This window comes from Streptomyces sp. I05A-00742 (assembly GCF_013055795.1).
In the GTDB taxonomy this organism is placed as follows: domain Bacteria; phylum Actinomycetota; class Actinomycetes; order Streptomycetales; family Streptomycetaceae; genus Streptomyces.
Genome location: NZ_JABETO010000005.1, coordinates 54,613 through 80,057, shown reverse-complemented (window position 1 = coordinate 80,057; position 25,445 = coordinate 54,613). Strand labels below are relative to the sequence as shown.

24 protein-coding genes are annotated in these 25,445 nt (G+C 72.9%); 17 read left to right on the top strand and 7 right to left on the bottom strand.

Features of this window, described 5'->3' with window-relative positions; translation table 11 throughout:
• Nucleotides 1–5: 5 nt before the first annotated feature.
• On the bottom strand, nt 6–1,286 hold the full coding sequence (locus HN013_RS06535; RefSeq protein ID WP_171163970.1) for an amino acid deaminase: 1,281 nt from the start codon (nt 1,284–1,286) through the stop codon (nt 6–8).
• 224 nt (nt 1,287–1,510) lie between these two features.
• Between HN013_RS06535 and HN013_RS06530 the strand changes: the two genes are divergently transcribed.
• Entirely contained in the window at nt 1,511–1,915 is a 405-nt protein-coding gene (locus HN013_RS06530) for a RidA family protein (RefSeq protein WP_171163968.1), read from the top strand.
• Between the two features lie 69 nt (nt 1,916–1,984).
• Here HN013_RS06530 and HN013_RS06525 read toward each other — a convergent pair whose 3' ends face one another.
• Nucleotides 1,985–3,289 (bottom strand): M14 family metallopeptidase, encoded by a 1,305-nt coding sequence (locus tag HN013_RS06525; protein WP_171163966.1) that lies wholly within the window; start codon nt 3,287–3,289, stop codon nt 1,985–1,987.
• A 212-nt stretch (nt 3,290–3,501) separates the two neighbouring features.
• Between HN013_RS06525 and HN013_RS06520 the strand changes: the two genes are divergently transcribed.
• Complete coding sequence (locus HN013_RS06520; RefSeq protein WP_171163964.1) at nt 3,502–4,383, top strand: serine protease; 882 nt, start codon at nt 3,502–3,504, stop codon at nt 4,381–4,383.
• Nucleotides 4,384–4,435: 52 nt separating this feature from the next.
• Here the strand turns inward: HN013_RS06520 and HN013_RS06515 are convergent, their stop codons facing one another.
• Nucleotides 4,436–6,172: a chitinase gene (locus HN013_RS06515; protein ID WP_171163961.1), complete on the bottom strand. Its 1,737-nt coding sequence runs from the start codon at nt 6,170–6,172 to the stop codon at nt 4,436–4,438.
• Between the two features lie 262 nt (nt 6,173–6,434).
• Between HN013_RS06515 and HN013_RS06510 the strand changes: the two genes are divergently transcribed.
• From HN013_RS06510 to HN013_RS06450, 13 genes are all read left to right on the top strand, one after another.
• Nucleotides 6,435–7,271 carry a hypothetical protein gene (locus HN013_RS06510; RefSeq protein WP_312018522.1) on the top strand — a complete coding sequence of 279 codons (837 nt, stop codon included), beginning with the start codon at nt 6,435–6,437 and terminating at the stop codon, nt 7,269–7,271.
• 258 nt (nt 7,272–7,529) lie between these two features.
• Nucleotides 7,530–8,300 carry a Flp pilus assembly protein CpaB gene (gene cpaB / locus HN013_RS06505; RefSeq protein ID WP_171163957.1) on the top strand — a complete coding sequence of 257 codons (771 nt, stop codon included), beginning with the start codon at nt 7,530–7,532 and terminating at the stop codon, nt 8,298–8,300.
• 16 nt (nt 8,301–8,316) lie between these two features.
• Nucleotides 8,317–10,002, top strand: a complete 1,686-nt coding sequence (locus HN013_RS06500; RefSeq protein ID WP_171163955.1) for a CpaE family protein — start codon at nt 8,317–8,319, stop codon at nt 10,000–10,002.
• Nucleotides 10,003–10,101: 99 nt separating this feature from the next.
• The gene (locus HN013_RS06495) at nt 10,102–10,581 is read left to right on the top strand and encodes a TadE family protein (protein ID WP_171163953.1); all 480 of its coding nucleotides are present in this window, start codon (nt 10,102–10,104) and stop codon (nt 10,579–10,581) included.
• On the top strand, nt 10,578–12,008 hold the full coding sequence (locus HN013_RS06490; RefSeq protein ID WP_249374795.1) for a CpaF family protein: 1,431 nt from the start codon (nt 10,578–10,580) through the stop codon (nt 12,006–12,008). The genes HN013_RS06495 and HN013_RS06490 overlap by 4 nt, the downstream gene beginning before the upstream one ends.
• A gap of 106 nt (nt 12,009–12,114) precedes the next feature.
• On the top strand, nt 12,115–13,059 hold the full coding sequence (locus HN013_RS06485; RefSeq protein ID WP_171163951.1) for a type II secretion system F family protein: 945 nt from the start codon (nt 12,115–12,117) through the stop codon (nt 13,057–13,059).
• Between the two features lie 38 nt (nt 13,060–13,097).
• Nucleotides 13,098–13,985: a DUF5936 domain-containing protein gene (locus tag HN013_RS06480; protein WP_171163943.1), complete on the top strand. Its 888-nt coding sequence runs from the start codon at nt 13,098–13,100 to the stop codon at nt 13,983–13,985.
• 346 nt (nt 13,986–14,331) lie between these two features.
• Nucleotides 14,332–14,493, top strand: a complete 162-nt coding sequence (locus HN013_RS06475; protein WP_171163942.1) for a hypothetical protein — start codon at nt 14,332–14,334, stop codon at nt 14,491–14,493.
• The gene (locus HN013_RS06470; protein ID WP_312018521.1) at nt 14,490–15,149 is read left to right on the top strand and encodes a pilus assembly protein TadG-related protein; all 660 of its coding nucleotides are present in this window, start codon (nt 14,490–14,492) and stop codon (nt 15,147–15,149) included. The genes HN013_RS06475 and HN013_RS06470 overlap by 4 nt, the downstream gene beginning before the upstream one ends.
• 94 nt (nt 15,150–15,243) lie before the next feature.
• Nucleotides 15,244–15,816 carry a hypothetical protein gene (locus tag HN013_RS06465; protein WP_171163940.1) on the top strand — a complete coding sequence of 191 codons (573 nt, stop codon included), beginning with the start codon at nt 15,244–15,246 and terminating at the stop codon, nt 15,814–15,816.
• A 3-nt stretch (nt 15,817–15,819) separates the two neighbouring features.
• A complete protein-coding gene (locus HN013_RS06460) occupies nt 15,820–16,440 on the top strand; it encodes an OmpA family protein (RefSeq protein ID WP_171163938.1) in 621 nt (206 codons plus the stop codon).
• Between the two features lie 138 nt (nt 16,441–16,578).
• Complete coding sequence (locus HN013_RS06455) at nt 16,579–17,700, top strand: DUF2332 domain-containing protein (RefSeq protein ID WP_171163936.1); 1,122 nt, start codon at nt 16,579–16,581, stop codon at nt 17,698–17,700.
• A 124-nt stretch (nt 17,701–17,824) separates the two neighbouring features.
• The gene (locus tag HN013_RS06450; RefSeq protein ID WP_171163934.1) at nt 17,825–19,033 is read left to right on the top strand and encodes a hypothetical protein; all 1,209 of its coding nucleotides are present in this window, start codon (nt 17,825–17,827) and stop codon (nt 19,031–19,033) included.
• Nucleotides 19,034–19,055: 22 nt separating this feature from the next.
• Here HN013_RS06450 and HN013_RS06445 read toward each other — a convergent pair whose 3' ends face one another.
• The 3 genes from HN013_RS06445 to HN013_RS06435 all read right to left on the bottom strand — a co-directional run bounded on the left by HN013_RS06445 (nt 19,056) and on the right by HN013_RS06435 (nt 21,763).
• Complete coding sequence (locus tag HN013_RS06445) at nt 19,056–19,430, bottom strand: DUF192 domain-containing protein (RefSeq protein ID WP_171163932.1); 375 nt, start codon at nt 19,428–19,430, stop codon at nt 19,056–19,058.
• Between the two features lie 124 nt (nt 19,431–19,554).
• The gene (locus HN013_RS06440; protein ID WP_171163930.1) at nt 19,555–20,790 is read right to left on the bottom strand and encodes an MFS transporter; all 1,236 of its coding nucleotides are present in this window, start codon (nt 20,788–20,790) and stop codon (nt 19,555–19,557) included.
• A gap of 67 nt (nt 20,791–20,857) precedes the next feature.
• On the bottom strand, nt 20,858–21,763 hold the full coding sequence (locus HN013_RS06435; RefSeq protein WP_212764036.1) for a LysR family transcriptional regulator: 906 nt from the start codon (nt 21,761–21,763) through the stop codon (nt 20,858–20,860).
• Nucleotides 21,764–21,992: 229 nt separating this feature from the next.
• On the opposite strand from HN013_RS06435, the gene HN013_RS06430 reads away from it, so the two are divergent.
• Nucleotides 21,993–22,733, top strand: a complete 741-nt coding sequence (locus HN013_RS06430; RefSeq protein ID WP_171163928.1) for an A24 family peptidase — start codon at nt 21,993–21,995, stop codon at nt 22,731–22,733.
• Nucleotides 22,734–23,447: 714 nt separating this feature from the next.
• On the opposite strand, the gene mgrA is transcribed toward HN013_RS06430, so the two are convergent.
• A complete protein-coding gene (gene mgrA / locus HN013_RS06425; protein ID WP_171163926.1) occupies nt 23,448–24,488 on the bottom strand; it encodes an L-glyceraldehyde 3-phosphate reductase in 1,041 nt (346 codons plus the stop codon).
• Nucleotides 24,489–24,614: 126 nt separating this feature from the next.
• Between mgrA and HN013_RS06420 the strand changes: the two genes are divergently transcribed.
• Nucleotides 24,615–25,376, top strand: a complete 762-nt coding sequence (locus HN013_RS06420; protein WP_171163924.1) for an isoprenyl transferase — start codon at nt 24,615–24,617, stop codon at nt 25,374–25,376.
• Nucleotides 25,377–25,445 lie beyond the last annotated feature (69 nt).

The window sequence follows — 25,445 nt, the reverse complement described above, 5'->3', positions numbered from 1 at the left end:
CGCCCTCAGAAGAACGTCCGGAGGTAGTCCGTCACCGTGCCGTCCGCCTCCGCCACCGGGATCAGCTGCCACTTGTCGAACGTCGTGCACGGGTGCGAGACGCCCAGCCCGACCCAGTCGCCGACCTCCAGCGGGTCGTCGGCGGGGAGGGAGACGAAGGCGTGCTGGTCGGCCAGGCCGGTGATGGTCATGGCCCGGGCGGGGCGGAGGGAGCCGTCGCGGGCGGAGCGGATGGTCTGGACCTCGGGGAGGTCGAGGTCGTACGGGGCGTCCCGCTTGCCGGCGTTGAGGTAGGCGCGGCCGGGTTCGGGGCGGGAGACGCACTGGGCCCAGAGGCGGAAGGCGGGGAGCAGGGTGCCCTCGTCGGGGCGGCGGACGAAGGGGGTCTTGCGGCGGTACTGGCCGTCGTCGTGGGTGACGTACGCGCCGGAGCGCAGGAGCTTGAGCACCGGCGCGGAGAGTGACGGAAGCTCTCCGAAGACCTCGGCGACCGTGTCGAACCACGCGCTGCCGCCCGCGCTGACGACGATCTCCTCGACCCCGGCGAACCGCCCGGCCGCGTCGAAGCCGATGGCGAGTCCGGTCAGACGGTGCAGCCAGGCGCGGACGAGCGTCTCGTCCGCGCCCGGGATCTCCGCCTCGTAGCCGGCGACGCCGACCAGGCGCAGCGTTTCCGCAGCCGCCACCGCGTCGGCGACCTGGGTGGCGTCCGCCTCGGTACGGACGCCGGTGCGGCCGCCGAGGGCGCCCAGTTCGACGACGACGTCGAGGGGGCGGCCGGCTCCGGCGTCGCGCAGGGCGGCGTCCATCAGCTCGACGCCGCGGACGGAGTCGACGTAGGTGACGACGCGGAAGTCCGGGTCGGCGGCGAGTTCGCGGGCCAGCCAGCGGAGGGCGGCGGCGTCGACGACCTGGTTGGCGAGGAAGATCCGTCGCACGCCGAAGGCCCGGTACACCCGGACCTGGGCGGGTACGGCGGCGGTGATGCCCCAGGCCCCGTGGGCGAGCTGGCGCTCGAAGAGCCGCGGGGCCATGGAGGTCTTGCCGTGCGGGGCGAAGGCGAGGCCGTGCTCCGCGGACCAGCGCTCCATCAGCGCGAGGTTGTGGTCCAGCGCCTCGGTGGAGAGGGCGAGCACGGGAGTGGTGAAGCCGCCGGTGAACAGGGAGCGCCGCTGGGCCGTCAGGGCGCCGACGGTCAGGCCCTCCGCGTCCGGGGGCAGCCCCTTGAAGCGGTGGTCCACCGTCTCGTGGGCGAGCCGGGCCAGGGCGTCGTCGGCGATGGCCATCGAGCCTCCTCGTTCCTGTCGCATCCGGTGCGACGTCCGTTGCGCACACCGCTGGCGGCTGTCTAACATCCGCCAGAACGCCCGGTCAACGGCGGTCATTGGCGGTCATCGACGGTGAACAAACGGTCATCGGCGCCGGGAGGTCCGTCGGCCCGGAGCCCGGCCCCCGGACGCTGTCGGCACCGCCGCTCCCGCCCACCGCCCCCGTCGACGAAAGCGAAGCCATGACCGAGAAGACCGCCGTCACCCCCGCCGGCCACACCACCCCGCCCGCCCGGTTCTCGCACGGCGTGCGCAAGGGGAACATCCTCCAGACCGCCGGCCAGGTCGGCTTCCTGCCGGCCCAGGAGGGCGAGCCGCCCGTCGTGGCGGGCCCCGGGCTCCGGGAGCAGACGCTGCGGACGTTCGCCAATGTGCTGGCGGTGCTGGAAGCGGGCGGGGCGTCGTGGGAGGACGTGGTGATGCTGCGCGTGTACCTCACCGACACCGGCCACTTCGCCGAGTTCAACGAGGTCTACGACGCCTACTTCGCCGATCTGAAGGGCGTTCCGGCGGCCCGGACCACGGTGTACGTCGGGCTTCCGGCCGGGCTGCTCGTGGAGATCGACGCACTGGCCGTCCTGGACTGAAGACCCACTGGGTTCAGAAGACGCCGGGCGGGCCCGCGCGGGCCCGCCCGGCTCATGTCCGAGCGCTTCCTACCGCTTGGGGCAGTACTGCTGCTCCTTTCCGATCGACCGGTACATGCAGTCGGCGTTCTCCAGCAGTTGGAGCACGGCGTCACGGTTGCGCGCCGTCTCCCGGTCGATCACCGAGGCCGGCGGGTAGAAGCCGCCGCCGCCCGCGCTGGTCGGGTACATCTCGAAGGTGTAGGCGAAGATCTTCTGGTTGCCCCACAGCCAGTCGTCGATGGTGCCGTCGGTGATGTAGAGGTCGCTCGACTGCTCGGGGGTGTACCCGTTGCTGGCGGCCATCGCCTTGCCGACCTTCGCGAACGCGTCGTGGTCGTCCTGCGTCATGCCCGACGCCGTGTCGTTGTACGTCCAGCCGAACGGCCACATCACCAGTTCGCTGTAGGTGTGGAAGTCGATCGCGGCCTTGATCCGCTGCTTCCCGCCGACGACCCGGCCGCGGACGAAGTCGGAGACGACCTTCACCTCGGGCGCCGACTCGGCGGCGCGGCCGCGGTAGGTCTCGGAGCCGGTGCTGCCGGAGGAGCCGCCGCAGCAGCCCCACTTGTAGTTCCAGTTGCGGTTGAGGTCGGTGCCGACGTTCGAGGAGCCCGAGTTGGGCTGCCGGTTCTTGCGCCAGTTGCGGTAGGTGCCGGTGGCGATGTCGTATTCGCCACCGTCGGGGTTGACATCCGGGATGATCCAGATCACCCGGTCGTCGACCATCTTGGTGACCCGCGCGTCGGAGCCGTAGCCGTTGCCGAACTCCTTCAGCAGGTAGAGGGCCATCTCGACGGTCAGGTGCTCCCGGGCGTGCTGGTGGTGGGTGAAGAGCACCTCGGGCTTGGCGTCGTCGGGCTTGGCGCCGGAGCTGATCCGGACGGCGACGATGTCGCGCCCCTCGTAGCTCTTGCCGATGACCCGCTTGCTCATGATCGACGGGTGGGCCGCGACGCCCGCGTCGATCTCCGCCATCATCTCGCGGTAGTTGTGGTACTTGGCGTCCCGGGACGGGAAATCGCGCGGGACGGGGCGCTCGCCTCCGGTGCGGTCCGGCGGTCCGGGCAGCTCGGTCACCCGGTGGCCGAGGCGGCGGACGCGCTCGGCCTCGGCCGTGCTCGCCGTGATGACGACGGAGTTGCCGTGGACGGCGTCGACGGAGGCGCCGGTCGCCGCGACGGCCGAGCGCTGGGCGGCGGTGCGCGGGCCGGTCACCCGGTACTCGTGGGTCCGTTCGGTGCCGTCCGGCGAGGAGACGGCGGGGGCCGCCAGGGCCAGGGAGAGGAGGGCGGCGAGGGCGGCTGCCCGGCCGCCGTGTGATCGCAGTCGCATACGGTCTCCTGGAGGGTCCGGTGGTGCGACGGGTGGGGGGTTGGGCCTCGCCAGTGTCAAGAGAATGACATGAGCAGGTCAAGGACTCCGGTGCGAGGGGTTCCGGCCAACTTACAGGTCGCAGTGGCCCGGTTGATTGCGCGCGGCCCCATGGGCACCAACAATGCACATGCCAAATCGGAAGCTCTTCCGTCCGGAGAGGACCACCCCCCATGAGACGACCTCTCGTCGGCGTACTCACCACGCTGCTGATCGGCGGCGGCGCCGCGGTCGGCGTCGCCGCCGCCCCCGCGACCGCCGCGCCCCAGGCGCGGAGCACCGCCCAGGCCGCGCCGCAAGCGGAGAAACAAGCCAAGCCGAAGGCAGTCGACTTCGCCGGCACCGTCGCCCTCAGCAACTGCTCGGGCTCGCTGATACGCCTCCCGAACTCGGCCGACAATGACCCGGGCCTCGTGCTCACCAACGGGCACTGTCTGGAGACGGGCATGCCGGGACCGGGCGACGTCATCGTCAACAAGGCGTCGTCCCGTACGTTCAGCCTGCTCAACTCCACCGCGGGCAAGGCCGGCACGCTCCGCGCGAGCAAGGTCGCGTACGCCACGATGACCGACACCGACGTCACCCTCTACCAGCTCACCACCAGCTACGCGCAGATCAAGAAGAGCTACGGGATCGACGCCCTCAACCTGTCCGCGGACCACCCCGTCACCGGCACACCCATCAAGGTCGTCTCGGGCTACTGGAAGCGGATCTACTCCTGCAACGTGGACGGGTTCGTCCACGAGCTCCGCGAGGGCGACTGGACCTGGAAGGACGCGCTGCGCTACACGTCCTCCTGCAACACCATCGGGGGCACGTCCGGCTCGCCGGTCATCGACGTGAACACCGGAAAGGTGATCGCCGTCAACAACACCGGCAACGAGAGCGGCGAGCGCTGCACGATGAACAACCCGTGCGAGGTGGACGAGAAAGGCAACGTCACGGTCCGCCGCGGCATCAACTACGCCGAGCAGACGTACGGCATCGCCAAGTGCGTGACCACCGGCAACAGGATCGACCTGAGCCTGCCGGGCTGCACCCTGCCCAAGCCGTGACGCCGTGAGGCCGTGAGGCGGGGGTCCGTTGGGGCCCCCGCCCGTGCATGCCTTACGGCAGCCCGTGGACGTGCGGCCCGACCGCGTCGGACCAGGCGTTCCCGTTGCTCGCGTCCCAGTTCGTCGACCAGGTCATGGCGCCCCGGAGGTCCGGATAGGTCCGCGGGGGCCTGAACGAGCCGCACCCGGTGCCCTTGGCCAGGCAGTCCAGGGCGTTGTTGACCACGGACGGCGCCACGTACCCGCTGCCCGCGCCGCGCGGGGAGGCGGGCAGGCCGAGCCCGACCTGCGAGGGCGCGAGCCCGCCCTCCAACTGGACGCAGGCGAGGGCGGTGAGGAAGTCGACCGAGCCCTGGGAGTACACCTTGCCGTCGCAGCCGAGCATGGAGCCGCTGTTGTAGTACTGCGTGTTGACGACGGTCAGGATGTCCTTGATGTTGAGCGCCGTCTTGAAGTAACTGCTCGACGTGGACTGCATGTCGAGCGTCTGCGGCGCCATGGTGATCACCAGTTTGCTCCCGGCCTTCGCGGAGAGGGCGCGCAGGGCCTGCGTCATGTACGTCGGGTCGAGGCCGTTCTCCAGGTCGATGTCGACCCCGTCGAAGCCGTACTTCTGCATGAGCCGGTGCACACTGTCCGCGAAGTTGGCCGCGGACGCCGCGTCGGAGACACGGACCGTGCCGCGTTCGCCGCCGACCGATATGACCACGGACTTGCCGGCCGCGTGCTTGGCCGCGATGTCGGCCTTGAAGTCGGCCTCGCTGTACCGCAGTCCGGGGTCGAGGGTGAAGTCCACGGCCCCCGGTGTGGTGGTGGCGTCCGCGAAGGCGACGGCGATGATGTCGTACTGGCTCTGCACATCGCTGATCCGCTGCACCTTGGCGCCGTTGTCGAAGTTCTGCCAGTACCCCGTCACCGCGTGCTTCGGCACGGAGGGGCCGCTGCCGCCCGGCGCCGTCGTGGCCGTGACCTCGGCCGAACGGGCGGACTCGCCCGCCGCGTTGACGGCTGTCACCTGGAAGCGGTACGCCGTGGCGGGTGCGAGCCCGGTGACGGTGGCCGAGGCGCCGGTGACCGCCTGCACCTTGGTGCCGTCCCGGTAGACGTGGTAGCCGGTGGCGCCGGCGACCGGGGTCCAGGACAGGTCGACGGACGAGGAGGTGGCCCGGCCCGCCGTCAGCCCACCGGGCGCGGACGGGACCGGTTCGCCCGGGTCGCCGCCGCCGGGGCCGGTGAGGGTGATGTCGTCGGCGTAGTAGGCGCTCTGCCCGTACCAGCCGTGCGTGTGGACGGTGACGGACGTGGTGTTCGGGCCGGTGGTGAAGGAGGTGGTCAGCTCCTTCCAGTCGGATCCCGTGCCCGGTGTCCAGGTGGAGACGTCCGTGGTGCCGGTGCCGCTCGCGCCCAGGTGGACGTACGAGCCCTGCACCCAGGCGCTCAGCCGGTACGCGGAGCCGGGCTTGACGGCGACGGTCTGCGAGCACCGGGCGTTGTCGAGTCCGCCGGGCGCGGCCTTGAGCGCCGCGGTGCCGGTGCGGGCGGGGGCGGACGTGGTCGTGCCGCTGTCGCCCGAACAGGTCCAGGGGGTCAGGCCGTTCTCGAAGCCGGGGTTCCTGACGAGGTTGGGCTCGGCGGCCTGCGCGCCGCCCTGTCCGGCGACGGCGAGACCGCCGGCGGCGAGGGCGAGCGCGGTGAGGAGGCCATTGACCCGGCGTCTGCCTCCGGGCCTCCGGTCGGGCCTTCGGTCGGGCCTCCGGTGGGGACGTGCGTCATGACATGGGCGATCCACTGCTGCCTCCGGTGGGGGGAGAGTTGAAACGGTGAGTGGGGGGTATCGCTGCGGAGACGGTGCCCACCGTCTGGTGCGTGAGGATGGTCCAGACCAATACGTCCGTCAAGGGGCGGCGGGTGCACCGGTCGGGGCGCATCCGGATACGGAGGACCTGTTCCGGGACGCCCCGTTCGTGGATAAAGTGCGGGGCGCCAGCGCCGAGCAGAGTCGATCCGCGGCCGCCGGGGCGCCGGGGGCCGGAGTGGACGGGGATTCCGACGTGCCGATTGCGATAGCGGTCACCAGCCCCGACCTGGTGCTGCCCGCGCCCGACGGCCCGGCCCCGACCGCCGCCGTGTTCCGGCCGCCGGACGCGCAGCCGCTGGAGACCGCCGTCGCCCAGGCCGCCCTCCTGCTCGACCAGTGCGGCCACCTGGTCGTCGTCTACCCCGACGCGCTGCCCGCCGACTACGTCCGGCGCCTGCACTCCGTCCGGTCCGTCCTGGAGAGCGACCGGGTCGCCCTGCTGCCGGTCGCGCTGCCGCCGCTGGCGGTGGCCGTCCTGGCCCGCCAGTTACGCCAGTTGTCGCTCTCCGACCTCGGCCCCGGCGTGCTCGCCTCCGCCACCCGGCTGCTCGCCCACTACATCTACGCGGGAGCCCAGCTCGCCAGCGTCGCCCGGTTCGACCGGGTCCCCGTCGGCCTCGGCCCGCACCTCACCTCCCTGCTCCCCGGCGTCCGCTTCGGCGTCCTCGTCAACCCCGCCCCCCGCCTCGTCCGCCCCGGCGGTGGCGGTGACGACGTACCGGGGCCGGCCTACCCGACCCGGCTGACCGTGGCCCGCGACGGCCCGCGCAAGGGCGACGACTGGGTCCTGGACCACCTCGCCCCCGGCTGGCGCGTCGAGGGCGTCCAGGAGATCAGCCCGCTCCCGGCCGACTCCGCGCGCTGGTGGGGCACGCGGCGGGCGGTGGAGTTCGCCGCCGCCATCCCCGACCCGTCCATCCTCTACCAGCTCATCACGTCGGTCCGGCGCGAGGAGTGCCACTGGTGCGGGCTCGAACTCATCGGCGACCGCTGCGGCTTCTGCTCGGCGGCGGCGGGGGCGGCGGCATGAGGGCGGGCGGGCGGCGCCCGCGGGGCACCCGCTCGGCTAACCTCCACCGGCCGGACGTGCTTCCCGCACCCCGCCGCGTCGACGGGCGCCACCGCTCGAAGGGCTGTCTTACGGCCGAACACCCCCCGCGGGCCCGGTGTTCGGCGTACCGTCGCAGCCCCGTCCACCGGCCCGGCCGCCGCGCCGCCGGCCGCCGCTGAACCGGGGAGCCACCGTGCCGCTGCCACCGATCCGTCCCCCAGCGAGGTCCGCCGCCCCATGAACTCACGCCAGCGACGCGGGATCATCCTGCTGCTCCTGTCGGTCCTCTGCGCCGTCGGAGCGGCGGCCGGGGTGTACGCGGTGATCGACGACGCCGAGTCGAAGGTCGGCCCCGAGGTCACCGCCTACCGGCTGCGGGCCGACGTCCCCGCCTACACGGCCCTGGACGAGGACCGTTTCGAGAAGATCTCCATGCCCGAGCGCTGGCTGCCCTCCACCGCGGTCACCGACCTCGCCGGAGTGCGCGGCAAGATCGCCGTCACCCCGCTCCGCAAGGGCTCCCTCCTCCAGAGCGACATGATCGTCAACCGGCCCGCACTCGCCGCCGGGCAGCAGGAGATCGCCATCATGATCGACGCCGCGACCGGGGTGGCGGGGAAGATCACCCCGGGGGCCAAGGTCAACATCTACGCGACCTTCGACGGCAGGAACGGCACGGCCGCCAGGGACACCGCCAAGGACGCGAAGGACGCCAAGGACGCGAACCCCCAGCCCGTATCGAAGATCATCGTGAGCGGAGCGCAGGTCATCGAGGTCGGCAAGCTCACCCCGCTCGACCGGCAGGGCGGCGGGCGGACCGGGACGACCGGCGTCCGGCAGGCGGGGGACGCCGTGCCGATCACCTTCGCCCTGGACGCGAAGGACGCGCAACGGGTCGCGTACGCCGAGTCGTTCGCCACCCATGTGCGGCTGGCCCTGGTGGCGCCCGGCGACGACTCCGGCGTCAGCGGGTCCGACCGTACGTACACCCTCGACGGCGACAAATAGGACGGGGGACGCGCCAGTGACCATCCGAATCCTCCCGGCCGTCGCGGACCCGGAGACCGCCCACGCCGCCTGCGGGCTCCTCGCCCAGCTGCCCGGCGTCGAACTCCTGCGCACCGTGGGCGACTCGACGGCCCTCCTCGACGCCCTCGCCGTTCTGGGCGCGGCCTCGGTCTCCGGCCTCCCCGAGGTCGTCCTCGTCCATGAACGGCTGGGACCGGTCCCCGCCCTCGACATCGTCCGCGAGGTGGCCCTCCGCTTCCCGGCCACCGGCGTCGTCCTGCTCTCCGCCGAGGCGGGACCCGCGCTGTACGCCGCCGCCATGGACTGCGGCGCCCGCGGCCTCGCCGCGCTCCCGCTCTCCTACGACGAACTCGGCACCCGCGTCCAGGCCGCCGCCCACTGGGCGACCGGCGTCCGGCGCCACCTGGGCCCCGGCGACGGGCCCGGGAGCGGTGGCGCGGGCGGGGCCGAGGGGCGGCTCGTCGCCGTCGTCGGGGCCAAGGGCGGCGTGGGGACCACCGTGATCGCCGTACAACTCGCCCTCGCCGCACGGGCCGCCGGGCGGGAGACCGCCCTCGTCGACATGGACCTCCAGTCCGGCGACGTCGCCTCCTACCTCGACGTCCAGTTCCGGCGGTCCATCGCCGACCTCGCGGGCATCAGCGACATCTCGCCCCGCGTCCTCCAGGACGCCGTCTTCCCGCACCCCACCGGACTCGGCCTGCTCCTCGCCCCGGCGGAGGGCGAACGCGGCGAGGAGACGGGCGACCTCGCCTCCCGCCAGATCACGGGGGCGCTGCGCCGCCGCTACCCGCTCGTCGTCGTCGACTGCGGCACCCAGATCACCGCGGCGGGCGCGGCCGTCATCGAGACGGCCGACCTGGCCCTGCTGGTCACCACCCCGGACGTGGTCTCCGTACGGGCCGCCAAACGCATGGTCCGGCTCTGGGACCGGCTCCAGATCCGCAAGGCGGAGGACACCATGACCGTCGTCAACCGGCACACCCGGTCCGCCGAGGTACAGCCGCCGCTCGTCGCCCGCACGACGGGGACGCGCGTCGCCCGCACCACCGTCCCCGCCGCGTTCAAGGAGCTGCGGACGGCCGTCGACTCCGGGCGGATGCAGGACCTCGACGCCAAGTCCCATGTCCGCCAGGCCCTGTGGTCCCTCGCCGGCGAGCTGGGCCTGGCCGCCCCGGCCGCCGGTCCCGCGTCCGGCACCGGCCCGCACCACCGGCACCGCGCGCTGGGCCCGGGCCCGGGCCCGGGGCCGGGGCCGGAGGCGTCGGCGGGCGGCGGGACAGGCGCGGACCAACTCGCGCCCGTCCCCTCGCCCTTCCGCCGGTTGCGGAGGTGGGGCGGCGGGGACCGGGGGCAGATCGCCGTCGAGTTCACCGGGATCGTCCCCATGATCCTCGTCGCCCTCGCCGTGGTCTGGCAGTGCGTCCTCGTCGGCTACACCTACTCCCTCGCCGGCCACGCGGCGGACCGCGCCGCCCGCGCCGGCGCGGTGGGCCGCGACTGCACGGAGGCCGCCCGGGCGGACCTGCCGGAGGAATGGCGGACCGGCACGATCGACTGCGGCCGCGAGGACGGCGTCTACAAGGCGAAGGTGAGGCTGAAGGTGCCGGTGCTGGTACCGGACGCGGTCGACTGGCCCTGGGCGGTCGGGGGCACGGCGGGCGTGGCGCGGGAGGACTGAGTGACCGGAACCGCGGGCGGGGTCGGGGTTGGCCGGCCCACGGGGGAGGGTGGGCCTGCTCCCACGGGGGAGGGCGGGTGTGCGGTCGTACGGGATCCCATGCCTGCCGCCGCACGGGACCTCGGGTCCGCGGCTGTACGGGACGGTGGGCCCGCCGCCGCACAGGCCCCCCGGCCCTCCGCCCCCCGGGACCGCGGCTCCGCCGCCGTCGAGTTCGCAGGCTTCCTGCCCGTGCTCCTCCTGGTCGGCTTAGCCGCCATCCAGCTCGGCCTCGCCGCCTTCGCAGCCCAGCAGGCCGGCACCGGTGCCCGCGCCGCCGCTCGCACGGCGACGCTCGACGAACCCCTCACCACCCCCGAGGCCGCCGCCAGGGCCGCCATGACCGACTGGGTGGCCCGGCGCGCAGACACCGTCCAGGCGCCCCCGTGCACGCCGGGCGCCGAGGTCACGGCGACGGTGACGGTGACCGTCCCCGGAGTCCTGCCCGGCACCGGCTTCCGGGTCACCCGGCACGCCACCATGCGCTGCCCGGGCGGGCCGTCGGGCGCCCAGGAGGTAGGGACAGAGGTAGGGACATGAGCCTCAGAGCACGCATTGTCACCCCCGAACCCCCGGTCGAGGGGCGGGAGTCCGGCCACCTCGTCCCCGTCTACCGCGCCAAGCTCCTGGAAGAGATCGACCTCGCCGAGATGTCGGCTCTCACCGCCTCCGAGCGGCGCGGCAGGCTGGAACGGGTGCTCGGGCACATCATCAGCCGCGAGGGGCCGGTCCTCTCCACGGCCGAGCGCGACCGGCTCATCCGCCGGGTCGTGGACGAGGCCCTGGGCCTGGGCATCCTGGAACCCCTCCTGGAGGACCCCACCGTCACCGAGATCATGGTCAACGGGCCGGACCAGGTCTTCGTCGAACGGGCGGGCCGCGTCGAACCCGTACCCGTACGGTTCGCCTCGCACGAACAGCTGATGCAGACCATCGAGCGGATCGTCTCCACCGTCAACCGCCGCGTGGACGAGTCGAATCCGATGGTCGACGCCCGCCTCCCCAGCGGCGAACGCGTCAACGTCATCATCCCGCCCCTGGCCCTCAACGGCGCCACCCTCACCATCCGCCGCTTCCCCCGCGTCTACACCCTGCGCGAACTCATCGGCACGGGAACGCTGGACGAGCCGACGCTGATGCTGCTCGCCGGTCTCGTCCGGGCGAAGTTCAACATCGTGATCTCCGGCCCCACCGGCTCCGGCAAGACCACCCTGCTCAACGCCCTCTCCGGCCTCATCCCGGAGGGCGAACGCATCATCACCGTCGAGGACGCCGCCGAACTGCAGCTCCAGCAGACGCACGTCATCCGACTCGAATCCCGCCCGCCGAACGTGGAGGGCAAGGGCCGGATCACCATCCGGGACCTGGTCCGCAACTCCCTGCGCATGCGCCCCGACCGCATCATCGTCGGCGAGGTCCGCGGCGGCGAGACCCTCGACATGCTCCAGGCCATGTCCACCGGCCACGACGGATCCCTCGCCACCGTCCACGCCAACAGCGCCGAGGACGCGCTGATGCGGCTGCGCACCCTCGCCTCCATGTCGGAGGTCAAGATCCCGTACGAGGCGCTGCGCGACCAGATCGACAGCGCGGTGGACTGCGTCGTCCAGCTCACCCGCACCGCGGACGGGGCGCGCCGCATCAGCGAGGTGGCGCTGCTCGACGCGTCCGGCGCACACGACCTCCATGGAGCGCCGCCCGCCGCCGAGTACCGCCTCGTCACCGCCGCCCGCTTCGACGCCCTGCCCATGGGCCCCGACCGCGTCGTCCACGGCACGTTCGCCCACTTCCCGCTGCCGGAACGGGCCGCGGGGCGGCTGCGCCTGGCCAACGAGCCGGTGCCGCAGGCGTTCGGCGTCGCCGCGGTCCCCGCCGACCTCACCGTCCGCTCGGCGGGACGGCACGCGGGCCGGGCGGAGGACGAGGACCCGCTCGGCCTCGGCGGGGGGCCGGCACGGAGGCGGTAGCGGGGAGGAGCGTGCCGGGACCTCAGCGGCGGTCCGGCACCGGAGAGCGACGCGCGGCACGACAGACCACACACCGCACACGGAAGGCAGCCGAAGGCGACCGGACATGGACGACACCCCCGCACTCCTCACCCTGGGCACCACCCTCCTGTGCGGCGCGCTCGCCGTCGCGGGCGTACGGACGTACCTCGCCGGACGGCAGCAGCACGCGGCCCTCGTCGAGCGACTCTCCGACGCCGGGGACCCCTCCCGCGCCACCGGCACGTCCCGCCCCTTCCGCCGCTTCGACCGCGTGCTGCGCGGGACGCGCCCCGGCAGGCGGCTGGAGCTGCGCATCGCGTCCACCGGGCTGAGCGTCACGCCGGGCGACTTCGTCCTGTGGACGGGTGCGGCGGCCGTCGTCCTCTGGGTCGTCGCGGCGGTCGTCCTCGCCCCCTTCTTCGGTCCGCTCGCGGCCGTCGTGGCGGTCTGGTCGGCCTTCGCGTTCCTGGGGCGGCAACGCCGCAAGCGGATCGAGAAGTTCATCAACCAGTTGCCCGAGCTCGCCCGCATCCTCGCCAACGCCACCCAGGCCGGGCTCGCCCTGCGCACGGCCCTCGGGATGGCGGCGGAGGAGATGGACGCCCCCGCGGGCGAGGAACTGGCGGCGGTGGCCGACCGGCTCGCCGTCGGTCACTCGATGGAGGACGCCCTCGCCGAGCTGTCGGACCGGCTGCCCTCCCGCGAACTCGTCGTCCTCGTCACCACCCTGGTCCTCTCGCACCGCGCCGGCGGCTCCGTCGTCCGCTCCCTGCGGAACCTCACCGAGACGCTGGAGGAGCGGAAGGAGACGCGGCGCGAGGTCCGTACCCAGCTGTCCCAAGTGACCGCCACCGCCTACGTCGTCCCCCTGATGGGCATCGGAACCCTCTTCCTCATGGACCGCATCGCCCCCGGCTCCATCGACCGCATGACGGGCACCGCGCTCGGCCAATTGGCCGTGATCGGCGCGTTCGCGCTGTACGGCGTGGGCTTCTTCCTCATCCGCCGACTGTCCCGCGTCGACATCTGAGCCGCACTCACTACCTACCCCCCCCGAGGGAGACGGACATGGGCCTGCTGATCGCCCTCCTGGCCGGCGCGTCCGTGGCCGGTGTCTGCTACGGCGTCGCCCTGTGGCGCAGCGAGGCCAGGCTCCCGCCGGACCTCGCCGTCGCCCTGGAGGTCGGCGCCACGCGCACCTCGGCCGTCGGCTCCGCCGTCGACCGCCTCGGGATGCGGTGGGCCCCGCTCGTTCTCCGTCTGATGGGCGAGCGCCGCGTGGCGCGCGTCCGCACCCGCATCGACCGCGCGGGCAACCCCGGCGGCCTCACCGTCGACCGCTACGCGGCCCGCCGTGCCGTGTACGGGGCGCTGGGCTTCGGCGGTGCGCTGGTGATGCTCGTCGAGGGACAGTTCCTGGCGGCCGTGCTGCTCGTCGCCTTCGGCCTGTTCTGGATCGAGGTCGGCATCCGCGTCGCCGTCCGTGAGCGCCGGAGCGCGATCGAGCGGACGCTCCCCGACTTCCTCGACGTCCTCGCGGTCGTCGTCAGCGCGGGCCTGAGCTTCCGGCAGGCGCTCGACCGGGTGGCGGAGCGGTACGAGGGCCCCTGGGCCGACGAACTGCGCATCGTGCTCCGGCAGATGGACATGGGCGTCAGCCGGCGCGAGGCGTTCGAGGGGCTGCGCCGGCGGAACGACTCCGAGCAGGTGGCGCAGCTCGTCTCCGCCCTCCAGCAGGGCGAGGAGCTGGGGTCGCCCATCGTCGACACCCTCATGGACATCGCGGAGGACATGCGCCGCACCGACGCCCAGAACGCCCGCCGCCGGGCCGCCCGCGCCGTGCCGAAGGCCACCGTCATCGTCACCACGTTCATGGTCCCGGGGACGCTGGCCCTGATGATCGCGGGCTTCTTCCTCGGCTCGGGCGTGGACTTCGGCTCGGTGGCGGGCAAGTGAGGCCGGACGGGCCCCGGTGTCCGGGACGGGCTCCCGGCGTCCCGGACGCGCGCCAGGTGTCCCGGAACGCGCGCCCGGTGTCCGAGGCGGGCGAGTTCTGTGAATGCCCTTCGCTTCTGCAACCCGTTGTGGGACAGTCTTCGCCCGAAGGCACCTCGGCGGTGGCACGCGGCGTGGAGGGAGGTGATTCGTGTGACGCAAGGGAATTCCCAACTCCCCTGCGAAAGAAGGAACCTGGTACACGCGCTCTGTCCCGCGCCTGGTGTTTGGGCGTACGTTTCCCGTGCGGTGAGTGACCGTTCCGGATGTCACCCGCAGAACCGGCCGGACCGCGGAGGGGAAGAGGATGGGAAAGCGCTTGAGGCGAGAGGACCGGGGGCAGACCTCGGTCGAGTACCTCGGCATCATCGCCGTGGTGGTGGCGATCGTGCTCGTCCTGACGACGACGGATTTCGGCACGGTGATCGCAAAAGCGATCATGGATCAGATCCAAAAAATCGCCAAGTGATACCGGAACGCCCCCGCTTACCTCACCGGAACGGCGGGCGACATGACGCGGGCCAGGCATTTCCGCTGTACGTCGTGGCGGTCGCCGGACTCCTGTTCGTCGCGTTCGCCGTCTTCGCGGTGGGCATGGCGGGAGCGGCCAGGAACGGCACCCGGTCCGCCGCCGACGCGGCCGCCCTCGCCGCCGCCCAGAGCTACCGCGACCAGGCGTACACGGGCTTCCTCCGTGACCTCACCGGCCGCACCGGCCCCCCGGCCGGCGACTGGCGGCGCTGGCTCGACGGTCTCGGGGACGCCCCCGCCACCGCCTGCCGGGAGGCCGAACGCCTCGCGCGCGACAACGGCGCGGAGCCGTCCGGCCCCGGCTGCGCGGCGGCCCCAGGACCGGACCCCGCCTCCCTGGCCTTCGACGTCACCGTCGTCTCGCGGGACGCGGTCGGCGGATCCGTCGTCCCCGGGACCGAGAACACCCACCCCACAGCCCGCTCCCGGGCCGTCGTCGCACCGCGCTGCCGGCCGGCGGCGGACGGGGGCGACCAGGGCCCGTACGCCCGGCTCGACTGCGACGACGGGCCGTGGACCGTCGACCCCGCCCACCCCGACCCCCGGCTCACGGCGCGGACCCTGTTCGCCGTGCGCCTCGTCGCCACTGACTGACGACGCCACTGACTGACGGCCTCCGACGACCTCCGATGCCCCCCCGACGACCCCCGATGCCCCCCGACGACCTCCGAGTGAAGGAACGCCCTCCATGAGCACAAGGCGCCGAAGTCCCGCGGCCGTGCTGCTGGTGCCGCTCTCCGCCGCCGCGGTACTCGCCCTCTCCGGCTGCGGCGGCGACGGCGACGGGGAGAGTGCGCCGCGCCGTACGAAAGAGCCGGCGGATTCCCGGAATTCCGCGTCGAAGGGTTCGGAGCGGCCGTCCTCGTCCGGCGCCCTGGGAGAGATGCGGAACGGCGACGGAATCGTCGTGACCATCACCTCCGCGGCCCGGGAGGACGGCGGTTTCGTCACCGTCCAGGGAACGGTCACCAATCGCGGGGCGAAATTGTTCAACGCCCTGGAATGGCGGTCCAAGGAGACGGTCATGAGATCGCAGTCCGCCGTCTCGGGCGCCACCCTCGTGGACGCGAAAGGGAAGAAACGCTATCTGGTCCTGCGGGACACCGACGGCGAATGCCTGTGCAGTACGGGCCTCACCGGCATCAAACCCCAGGAATCCCGCCCCCTCTTCGCCCAATTCCCCGCACCGCCCTCCGACGTCACCGCGGTCGACTTCCAGATCCCCACCATGCCCTCCGTCCGCATCGCCCTCTCGGGGTGACCGGTGACCAGCCGCCCTCCGACGTCAGCCGCCCGCCTCGCCGCCCTCCTCCTGGCGGCCGCCGCCCTCGTGACCGTCGCACCGGACGCCGCCCGCGCCTCGGGCCCCGGCGACCCGGCCGACTCCAGGCCCCCGGTCGAACTCGACGCCCACGCCTCCGGACTCAAACTGCGGAAGGGCGCGAAACTCGCCCCCGGGCGCGTCCTCGACATCACCTCGATCGTCGAAACCGGCAACGGCGCGGAACGCCGCCAGGACACCAACGTCGACGTCACGTTCGCCCTCCAGGCCGAAGTCCTCTTCGACAAGGACAGCGCGTCCCTGAACCGCGAAGCCGCCCAGCGGATCCGCGTCATCGCCGACGAGGCCCGTAATCAGCGGACCACCACACTCCGCGTCTTCGGCTTCACCGACAACCTCGGATCCGCCGACCACGGAATCGCCCTCTCGAAGGAACGGGCCAACGCCGTACAACGCCAACTGGCCAAGGAATTGGCATCATCGGCGATCGCGTACCAGATCCGTGGATACGGCGAGGACTACCCCATCGCGGACAACGCGACGGAGGACGGCCGCCGGAAGAACCGCCGGGTGGAGGTGAGCTTCCCGCGCCGGAGCCGGTGAAGCGGCCCTGCGACGGGAGTCGGGCAGGGGGCCCGGGTCGCACTTCCGGCGGGGCGGCCCCGTCAACGACGTCAACAACGCTCGTGATCAATCCGCGTAGGCTGACCGGTGGTTATGACGTCCACCGGGGAGGCCCACGTGACCCGCGCCCGTACCGCCGACCTCATCGACATGCAGGCCCAGGCCTGCGCGGAGCTGAAGGCCCCGCTGTATGCGACCCTGCTCGCGCGGGCGGCCCAGGACGTCCGCGACGGCGGGCCCTGCGCCGACGCCGTCGCGCCGCTGGAGGGCGCGCCCGGACCCGCCGCGGTGGCGCTCCGCCTGCTGGGCGCGGTCCACGCGCTCGTCCTGCTCGGCGAGACGCCCGAACTGGCCGCCCACTACCCCACCTCGGGCGGATCGGCCGACCACCCGGAAGCCGCCTGGGGACCCTTCCGGCGAGCTGTGGCCGAGCACCCCGAGCACATCGCCGCATGGATGCGGCGCCCTCCGCAGACCAACGAGGTCGGCCGCGCGAACATGCTGATCAGCGGCCTCGTCACGGCGGTGGCCGGACTGGCGCTGCCCGAGCCGCCGCCGGTCCGCCTGCTCGAACTGGGGGCGAGCGCGGGCCTGAACCTCCGGGCCGACCGCTTCCGCACCGCGTCCGGCCGCCCCGGCGGGCCGGAGTTCTCCTGGGGCGACCCCGGATCGCCCGTCGTCCTCGACGGCGCATGGCGGGACGGCGCGCCGCCGCCCCGGATCGCCGGGGCCGCCGCCCGCGTCCCCGCCCTGGACGTCGTCGAACGGCTCGGCTGCGACGTCGACCCGCTGGACCCCCTCGACCCCGCGGGCGCCCTCGCCCTCCGGGCCTACGTCTGGCCCGACCACCCGTCGCGCACGGCCCGCCTGGCCGGGGCCCTGGCCCTCGCACGGCAGGTACCGGCCCGCGTCCGGGCCCGCGGTGCCGCCGACTTCCTCGTCGACGCGGCCCTGCGGCCGGGCACCCTCACCGTCGTCTGGCACTCCGTGATGCGGCAGTACGTACCCGCGGAGGAGTGGTCCCGGGCCGAGGGCGAACTCCGCCGGCTGCGGACCGCCGCCACCGGACCGGAGACCGGATGGTTCGCCCACCTCGCCTTCGAACCCCGGCGCATCGGCGGCACCCACCGGTTCGTGCTCACCCTCCGGGTGGGCGAAGGACCGGAGGAGGTCCTGGCCGAGGCACACCCCTGGGGCCTCGACGCCCGGGCCGCGGAGGTCGCCTCCCTCGCCCCATGACCGGCCCTCGCCAACCCCACGCCCCACAGGGCAGGATGGGCGTCCCGGGGACCCCGGCGGCGGGTGAGGGGGGCGGTACGTGACGGGCTGTACGAGGCGGGCGGCGCGGAAGGGGAACCGCGGCGTGCGGCTGGTCCTCGCGCTGGGAGCGCTCGCCGTGACCACGACGGCACCCGCGGCGGCCTCTGCGGCTTCCGCGGCCGGCACCAAGGACGCGGAACGGGCCGGAGCGCCGGTCGCCTACCGGATGGCCACCGACGCGCTGGAGGTCCACGGCACCCCGGCCGCCACGGACGGCCCGCCCCTCATGCCCGGCGACCGCACCGCCACGGACACCATCGCCCCCGGCGGGAAGAAGTACTACGGCGTCCGCCTGGACGGCGTCTCCGACGTCTACGTCTCCGCGGTCGCCGCCCCCCGGCCGGGCAGCGCGCTGGGCCTCCGGGACGGCATCGACGTGTCGCTGCACCGTGCCGACGGCACCCCGTGCGGGCCGCCCCGGCACCGCTCCTTCCTGTCGGCGGGCGGCGCCTACCCCCTCGCCGACCACGCGGAACGCCGAGCGGGAACGGACGGACCGTGCGCGGCGGCCGGCACCTACCACTTCGTCGTGACCCGGGGCGACGCGGACGGCGGCGACCCCGCCCCCATGCCCCTGGAACTGAAGTACGTCACCGAACACCCACCGGTCACAGTCCCCTCGCCCGGGAACTCCGGACCCTGGAGCTCGGCACCGCCCCCGGAACCGGCCGGCCCGGCGAAGGACGTCACCGGGGGCAGCGGCTTCAACGACGCGGCCGAGGTCCGCACGGGCACCTGGAAGGACACCATCCGCCCGGGGGAGACCCGCTTCTACCGGACCCCGGTACCGGCCGGACGGCAACTGTTCGCGAAAGCGACGTTCGGCAACGCCCCCGGACACACCCCCTACGTCGCCAACGGCGTGCGCCTGGGCCTGAACGACACCGCCCGCGGCCACGTGGCCAACCGCACCGACGGCTACCAGGGCAGCCCCGTCTCCGTCCCCCTCGCCGCACCCCCGGCCGCACTCGGCGGCGGCCCGCCGAGCGGCTGGTACTACCTCCAGGTCAGCCTGAACTTCAAGGCCGCGACCGGACGTTCCGGCGCCGTACCCGTCACGCTCGCCGTCGACACCACCCCCGCCCGGCGCGCCCCCGCGTCCCCGCCCGGTCCACCCTCACCGCAATCGGCCGCCCACCCGGCCCCGGACCGGCCGCTGCGCGCCCTCGGCTACGCCGGCATCGGCACCGGAACGGCACTGCTCCTGGGACTCGGCGGCTGGACACTCCTGGCCCGCAGACCGGGGGAGTGAACACGCCCCGCCGGACGCGCCCTCACTCCGGCGCCGCCAGACCGATCCGCACCCGGACCCCCTTGCGCAGCCCCCACGCGGCCATCGCGCCCGCCTCCGCCTCCAGTACATAGCGTGCCCGGAGGCGGGGCAGCCCCAGCCGGTGGGGCGGCATGGTCCGCACGGCGAGCACCCTCATGTCCCGCGTCACATACGCGACATCGATCGGGAACCGCATCCCGAAGGTGTGCACCGAACTCGCCGGCGTCAACAGGATCGCCCCCTCGACCTCGTCACGGCCCAGAAGCCCATGGGTACGGGCCCGGTAGGAGGCGGCGACCTCCACCGGAATCACCGGCCCACCGAACTCGGCGCCCACCACGGTCAGTTGGGTGAACCCGTCCATCCATCCGGGCATCGGCACGACCTTTCGCCACGGTCCATCGGCACGTCCGGGCAGCCAAGTTATTCCACATGGCGCGTGGTGTCCCATGGCACCCGGGGAAGTCACCCGGACCGCGACAAGGCACCGGGGGCCGTGATCAGGCAACTCGCTCACGCCGCTGGGCCACGGCGAACACCAGCCCGACGACTGCCAGCAGAGCCGCGATCCACAGCGGCGCGGTGTAGCCGCCGCCCGCCCCGAGGGCCGCACCGGCCAGGAGCGGGCCACCGGCATTGCCGACGTTGAAGGCGGAGATGTTGGCGGCGGAGGCGAGATTGTCCGCGCCCTGCGCGGTGGCCAGCACCCGGGCCTGCAACGGGGGGATGACCGCCGCGCCGACCATGCCGAAGAGCAGGAATCCGACGACGGCCGCCGGCTTGCTGTGCACCGCGGCGAGCAGCAGCGCCGAGACGGCCGCGGTCGCCGCCAGCGCGCCGTACAGCGTCGGCGTCAGCGCCCGGTCCGCCAGCCGTCCCGCGAGGGGAGTGCCGATGACCATGCCGATGCCGAGCAGCACCAGCAGCAGCGGTACGGACCGGGAGCCGAAGCCGGTGACCTCGGTGAGCAAGGGGGAGACGTAGGTGAGGACGGTCAGGAACGGCGCCCACCCGAAGGCCGTGGCCGCCAGCGCCAGCCAGACGCGTCCGCGCCGGAAGACCGCCAGTTCCTTCCTGATGTCCGCCCCGGCCTCGCGCGGCACCAGCGGCACGAGCAGCGCGAGCGCGGCCAGCAGCACCACGCCGATCGCCGTCACGGCCCAGAAGGTGGCCCGCCAGCCCCACGCCTGCCCCAGCGCCGTCCCGCCCGGAACGCCCAACACATTGGCGAGGCTCAGCCCCATGAACACCATGGCGATCGCGCTCGCCTTCCGCTCCGGCGCGACGATGCCGGCGGCGACCACCGCGGCGATGCCGACGTAGGCCCCGCCCGCCAGGGCCGACAGCACGCGCCCCGCCAGCAGCACCGGGTAGTTCGGGGCCAGTGCGCTGAGCAGGCTGGCCACGATGAACAGGCCCACCAGCCACAGCAGCATCCGCTTCCGCGGCGCTCTCGTCCCCAGGACGGTCAGCAGCGGAGCGCCCACGACCATGCCCACGGCGTACCCCGACACCAGGAGCCCCGCGGTGGGCAGCGGGATGCCGAAGTCGGCGGCCACCTCGGGCAGCAGTCCGGCGATGACGACTTCGGTCGTCCCGACCGCGAACGCCCCCAGCGCGAGTGCGAACAGCGCCGCGGCGCTTCCTCTCCCGCGAGTGCCCGGCCGCGAGGCGGTCTGTGGTGGTGCTGCCGGCGTTTCCGCAGGTGCTTCCGTTGCGCGAAGGTCGTAGGTCATGACTTCAGGCTCACGCGACGGCGGGCCGTGATCAGCCCCGATCTGCGCAACGATCGGTAAGCCCGGCTTACCGATTCCCTGGATCCATGCCGGCCACCTCCACCGCCGCCGCGGCGAAGGCCCGCATGCGGGCCGTCTCCCCGGCCGCGCGCCGGACCAGGCCGTACTCCAGCGGATCGGCGTCGTCGAAGGGGACGTAGACGACGCCCCGGGGCGTGTAGTGCCGCGCGACGTCGGCGCCCACCGGCGAGATGCCCTGCCCGGCGCCGACCTGGGCGAGCGTCTCGTGCAACGTCGCCGCCGACCGCCCGCGCCGCACCGGCAGGCCGCCGGGGGTGTGCGACGGTGCCAGGTGCTCCTGCCAGTACCGCGGCACGTCGCCGGAACAGGCGAAGACCCGGTCGCGGGCGAGGTCCTCCACCGACACCCGGTCCCGTTTGGCCAGCTGGTGATTGGCCGGGACGGCGAGCATCCGGGGCACGCGCAGCACCACCGGGCCCCGGACCAGGTCGTCCTCCTCCACCGGGAACTGGGTGACCAGCAGGTCGACTTGACCGGTGCGCAGCGGCCCGAGCATGTCCTTGAACTGTGTCTCGTGGATCTCCACCTCCGTGCCCGGATGCCGTACGGCGAGGACACGGATCACATCCATGACGAACTCCCCGGCCGCGCTGCCCAGATAGCCGACCGGCAGGACTCCCTCCACGCCCTTGGCCTCGGCCCGGGCATGCGCGAGCGCCTTCTCGATGCGCTGATAGCCCGGTCGCACCTCGTCGTGCAGGCGCTGCCCGAGCGGCGTGAGACGGACCCTGCGGCTGGTCCGCTCGAACAGCGGAGCACCGATGCGCCGTTCCAGGCTCCGGACGACCTGGCTCACCCGGGCCCGTGTGATGTGCAACCGCTCGGCCGTGCGTCCGAAGTGCAGCTCCTCGGCCAGCACCAGGAAGCTCTCGATCTCCAGCCGCTCGATCATGCGACCGACGATACCCGGCCGTCATCCCTACGCCCCGGTGGTGCGGGGCGGTGGTCCGGTGCGGGCGGTGGTCACGGCGTCCGAAGTGCGGAAAGAGATCACCACCCACCCGCGCCTCCACTCTCAACCCCGTGCACGTGCGCCCCATGCCCCCGTCCCACCGTCCACATGCACAAGGACTTGTCCACAGCCCCCCGCGGGACCGGCCCCGTGTCCGTAATCTCGGCGCATGGACTGGTTGTTGATCGCACTGGTCGTCCCGGCCGCGGCCCTGTACGGAGCCCTGGCCGGCGCGCTGGTGCCGGGGGCGCTGTACCGGCTGTCCGTCGAGCCGGAGGAGGCGTGGCGGACGGCGGCGCCGTGCGGGCACCGGCTCGGCGGGTGGGCCGGGCGGGCGCGGTGCGGGGTGTGCGGGGGGCGGTACGGGCCGGGGGCGGTGTGGCCGGCCGGGGTGACGGCGGTGGTGTGCGCGGGGACGGCGGCCGCGGTCGGCGCACGGCCCGAACTGGCCGTGTGGCTGCTCGCGATACCCGTGGCCGTGGTGCTCGCGGGGGTGGACTGGGCGGTGCACCGGCTGCCGGACGTGCTGACGGTACCCCTGGCGGTGGGCGTGGCCGCCTCGCTGGGCGTGGCCGCCGTGCTGCCCGGCGCGGGCGGGTCCTGGACCGGGGCCCTGCTCGGCGGTCCGGCGCTCGGCGGGGCCTACCTCCTGCTGTACCTGGCGCACCCGGCCGGGATGGGCTTCGGAGACGTCAAGCTGGCGGCCGGGCTGGGCTGCGTCCTGGGCTGGTACGGCTGGGGCGTGCTGATCCTCGGAGGGCTCGCCGGCCTGCTGCTCGGGTCGCTGTACGGCATCGGGCTCATGCTCACCCGCCGGGCCGGGCGCGGCGCGACCATGCCCCTGGGCCCGTTCCTGATCGCCGGGGCATGGGCCGGGCTCCTGGCGGGCGGCTGGTCCGTACGGCCGTGAGGGGCCGGAGGGGCGGGGGTGGGGAGGGGGAGGGGGGAGGCCCCCGGACCGTCCATCGGATCGAGCGGAGCCCGCCCCAGGCCGCCACCCCCACCCCCTCCGATCGGAGGGGGAGCCTCCGGAGCCGCACCCCGACCGTTCCCGATCGGCCTACGCCGTCAAGTCGGCGATGAGTTTGTGCAACATTTCGATGAATGTGACGGACGGCATCATCAGCCGGCGATCACATGGCCGGTTCTACACCGTAGGCCCTGTGCTGACAGGGGGAATGAGGGGTGGCAGGGATCGCCGGGAGTACCTTTTCAAGATCAACAACTGTGCCGAAAGTCAGCGCGCCACGCACTGTCACCCCCGCCGATGCGCGATGCACCCCCTCCGACCGGTTATGGTGGAAACCCCCCCTCGGGCCGGTCCGTATCCCCCCCACGGACCGGCCCGTTTTTCTTGGGGCAATGTCACTCTCCGTATGGAATCGTGCGACTCCGGACAGTTGTGATCCGAATCCGGCGGAAAGCCACCGTGGCAAGCGCGTCGGAATCACCCACGATTCATTCACAAACCACCCTCGAATCGTCCACGCCGCGTACGCGGAGGAGAGCACCCGGAGCGTCGGCCGACGGCCCGCGCGGGGGCGCCCCCGCGGAGCGGGCGCCTGCCCTGCTCCGCGGAGCCCCCCGGCCTCACCCCCGAAGCCGGCCACCGCAGGGTTTCCGCCTAGGAATCGCCCCGACGCGCCCAGATGTTGACCCCTTCCGTGCTCACCGCGAAGGAATCGATCTCGGCCAGTTCCTCCTTGGTCAGTTCCGGTCCCCCGAGCGCCGCCACATTCGCCTCCAACTGCTCCACACTGGAGGCGCCGATCAGCGCGGAGGTCATCCGCTCGTCCCGCAGCACCCAGAGCAGGGCGAGCTGCGCGAGGGACTGGCCCCGCCGCCGGGCGATGTCATTCAGGCCGCGCAGCCGGCGCACCACGTCCTCGGTGAGCAGCCCCGGGTCCAGCGAGGTGCCCCGCGAGGCGCGCGAGCCCTCCGGGACGCCGTGCAGGTACTTGTCCGTGAGCAGGCCCTGGGCGAGCGGGGCGAAGGAGATGCAGCCCATGCCCTCGTCCTCCAGGGTGTCGAGCAGGGCGTCGTCCTCCGTCCAGCGGTTGATCATGGAGTACGAGGGCTGGTGGATCAGCGCGGGCACGCCCATCTCGCGCAGCAGCCGCGCGGCTTCACGGGTCTGCTCCGAGCTGTACGAGGAGATCCCGGCGTACAGCGCCTTGCCCTGCCGGACGGCGGACGCGAGGGCGCCCATCGTCTCCTCCAGCGGCGTGTGCGGGTCGAAGCGGTGCGAGTAGAAGATATCGACGTAATCGACACCCATTCGGACCAGTGACGCGTCCAGGGACGAGAGCAGGTATTTCCGCGAACCCCATTCGCCGTACGGCCCGGGGTGCATCTGATAGCCGGCCTTGGTGGAGAGCACCAGTTCGTCACGGTAGGGCCGGAAGTCCTGGGCGAACAGCTTGCCGAAGTTCAGTTCGGCGGAACCCGGCGGCGGGCCGTAGTTGTTGGCCAGATCGAAGTGGGTGACCCCCAGGTCGAAGGCGCGCCGGAGAATGGCGCGCTGCGACTCCAGGGTGCGGTCGTCCCCGAAGTTGTGCCACAGTCCGAGGGAGATGGCGGGCAGCTTGAGTCCACTGCGGCCCGTACGCCGGTACTCCATGGAGTCGTAGCGTGTTTCGGCCGCGAGGTAGCGCGAATCGGTCATGCCGCCACTGACTATCACGGTCCGGTGACCGGCCGAGTTGGGTTCTCGCGACACGCTGGCAGTAATGTGGCGCCCTCGGGCGCCCGCAGTGGCGGGGAACCGCAGTGGCATGGAGGGGCTGGAAACGTGAAGTTGCGCGACCTGGTGTACAGGCTCTACGCACACCGGGTGGAAGGCCGCCTCGACCACGCCCAGGTGCCCAAGCACATCGGCGTCATCCTGGACGGCAACCGTCGCTGGGCCCGTGCCGACGGCCGGACCACCGAGCAGGGCCACCAGGCCGGCGCGGACAAGATCCAGGAGCTCCTGGGCTGGTGCGCCGAGACGGACGTCGAGGTCGTCACCCTGTGGATGCTCTCGACGGACAACCTGGACCGCCCGGGCAAGGAGCTGACACCGCTCCTGGGCATCATCGAGAACACGGTCCGCGGACTGGCGGCGGACGGCCGCTGGCGCGTCCACCACGTGGGGCAGCTCGACCTGCTCCCGGCCGGCACTCAGACCGTCCTGAAAGAGGCCGAACAGGCCACTCTCGACGTCAAGGGAATACTGGTCAACGTGGCCGTCGGCTACGGCGGCCGGCAGGAAATCGCGGACGCCGTCCGTTCCCTGATCCTGGAGGCGGCCGACAACGGCACGTCCTTCGAGGAACTGGCCGAGACGGTCGATGTCGAGCACATCACCAAGCACCTCTACACACGCGGCCAGCCCGACCCGGACCTGATCATCCGCACCAGCGGCGAACAGCGGCTGTCCGGTTTCATGCTCTGGCAGAGCGCGCATTCCGAGTACTACTTCTGCGAGGTTTTCTGGCCGGCCTTCCGCAAGGTCGACTTCCTCCGCGCACTGCGTGATTATGCGGCGCGCCACCGGCGTTACGGATACTGAGCGGTTCCGGCGGGCGCCGGACGGGAAGCGGCCGTCGTACGGACCGTCATGACCCGGTCCCCGCATGTG

Excerpts from the sequence above, each read along its gene's own strand:
- HN013_RS06535 (WP_171163970.1), bottom strand. The coding sequence starts at position 1,286 with ATGGCCATCGCCGACGACGCCCTGGCCCGGCTCGCCCACGAGACGGTG.
- HN013_RS06530 (WP_171163968.1), top strand. The coding sequence starts at position 1,511 with ATGACCGAGAAGACCGCCGTCACCCCCGCCGGCCACACCACCCCGCCC.
- HN013_RS06525 (WP_171163966.1), bottom strand. The coding sequence starts at position 3,289 with ATGCGACTGCGATCACACGGCGGCCGGGCAGCCGCCCTCGCCGCCCTC.
- HN013_RS06520 (WP_171163964.1), top strand. The coding sequence starts at position 3,502 with ATGAGACGACCTCTCGTCGGCGTACTCACCACGCTGCTGATCGGCGGC.
- cpaB (WP_171163957.1), top strand. The coding sequence starts at position 7,530 with ATGAACTCACGCCAGCGACGCGGGATCATCCTGCTGCTCCTGTCGGTC.
- HN013_RS06495 (WP_171163953.1), top strand. The coding sequence starts at position 10,102 with ATGCCTGCCGCCGCACGGGACCTCGGGTCCGCGGCTGTACGGGACGGT.
- HN013_RS06490 (WP_249374795.1), top strand. The coding sequence starts at position 10,578 with ATGAGCCTCAGAGCACGCATTGTCACCCCCGAACCCCCGGTCGAGGGG.
- HN013_RS06485 (WP_171163951.1), top strand. The coding sequence starts at position 12,115 with ATGGACGACACCCCCGCACTCCTCACCCTGGGCACCACCCTCCTGTGC.
- HN013_RS06480 (WP_171163943.1), top strand. The coding sequence starts at position 13,098 with ATGGGCCTGCTGATCGCCCTCCTGGCCGGCGCGTCCGTGGCCGGTGTC.
- HN013_RS06475 (WP_171163942.1), top strand. The coding sequence starts at position 14,332 with ATGGGAAAGCGCTTGAGGCGAGAGGACCGGGGGCAGACCTCGGTCGAG.
- HN013_RS06465 (WP_171163940.1), top strand. The coding sequence starts at position 15,244 with ATGAGCACAAGGCGCCGAAGTCCCGCGGCCGTGCTGCTGGTGCCGCTC.
- HN013_RS06445 (WP_171163932.1), bottom strand. The coding sequence starts at position 19,430 with ATGCCCGGATGGATGGACGGGTTCACCCAACTGACCGTGGTGGGCGCC.
- HN013_RS06440 (WP_171163930.1), bottom strand. The coding sequence starts at position 20,790 with ATGACCTACGACCTTCGCGCAACGGAAGCACCTGCGGAAACGCCGGCA.
- HN013_RS06435 (WP_212764036.1), bottom strand. The coding sequence starts at position 21,763 with ATGATCGAGCGGCTGGAGATCGAGAGCTTCCTGGTGCTGGCCGAGGAG.
- HN013_RS06430 (WP_171163928.1), top strand. The coding sequence starts at position 21,993 with ATGGACTGGTTGTTGATCGCACTGGTCGTCCCGGCCGCGGCCCTGTAC.
- mgrA (WP_171163926.1), bottom strand. The coding sequence starts at position 24,488 with ATGACCGATTCGCGCTACCTCGCGGCCGAAACACGCTACGACTCCATG.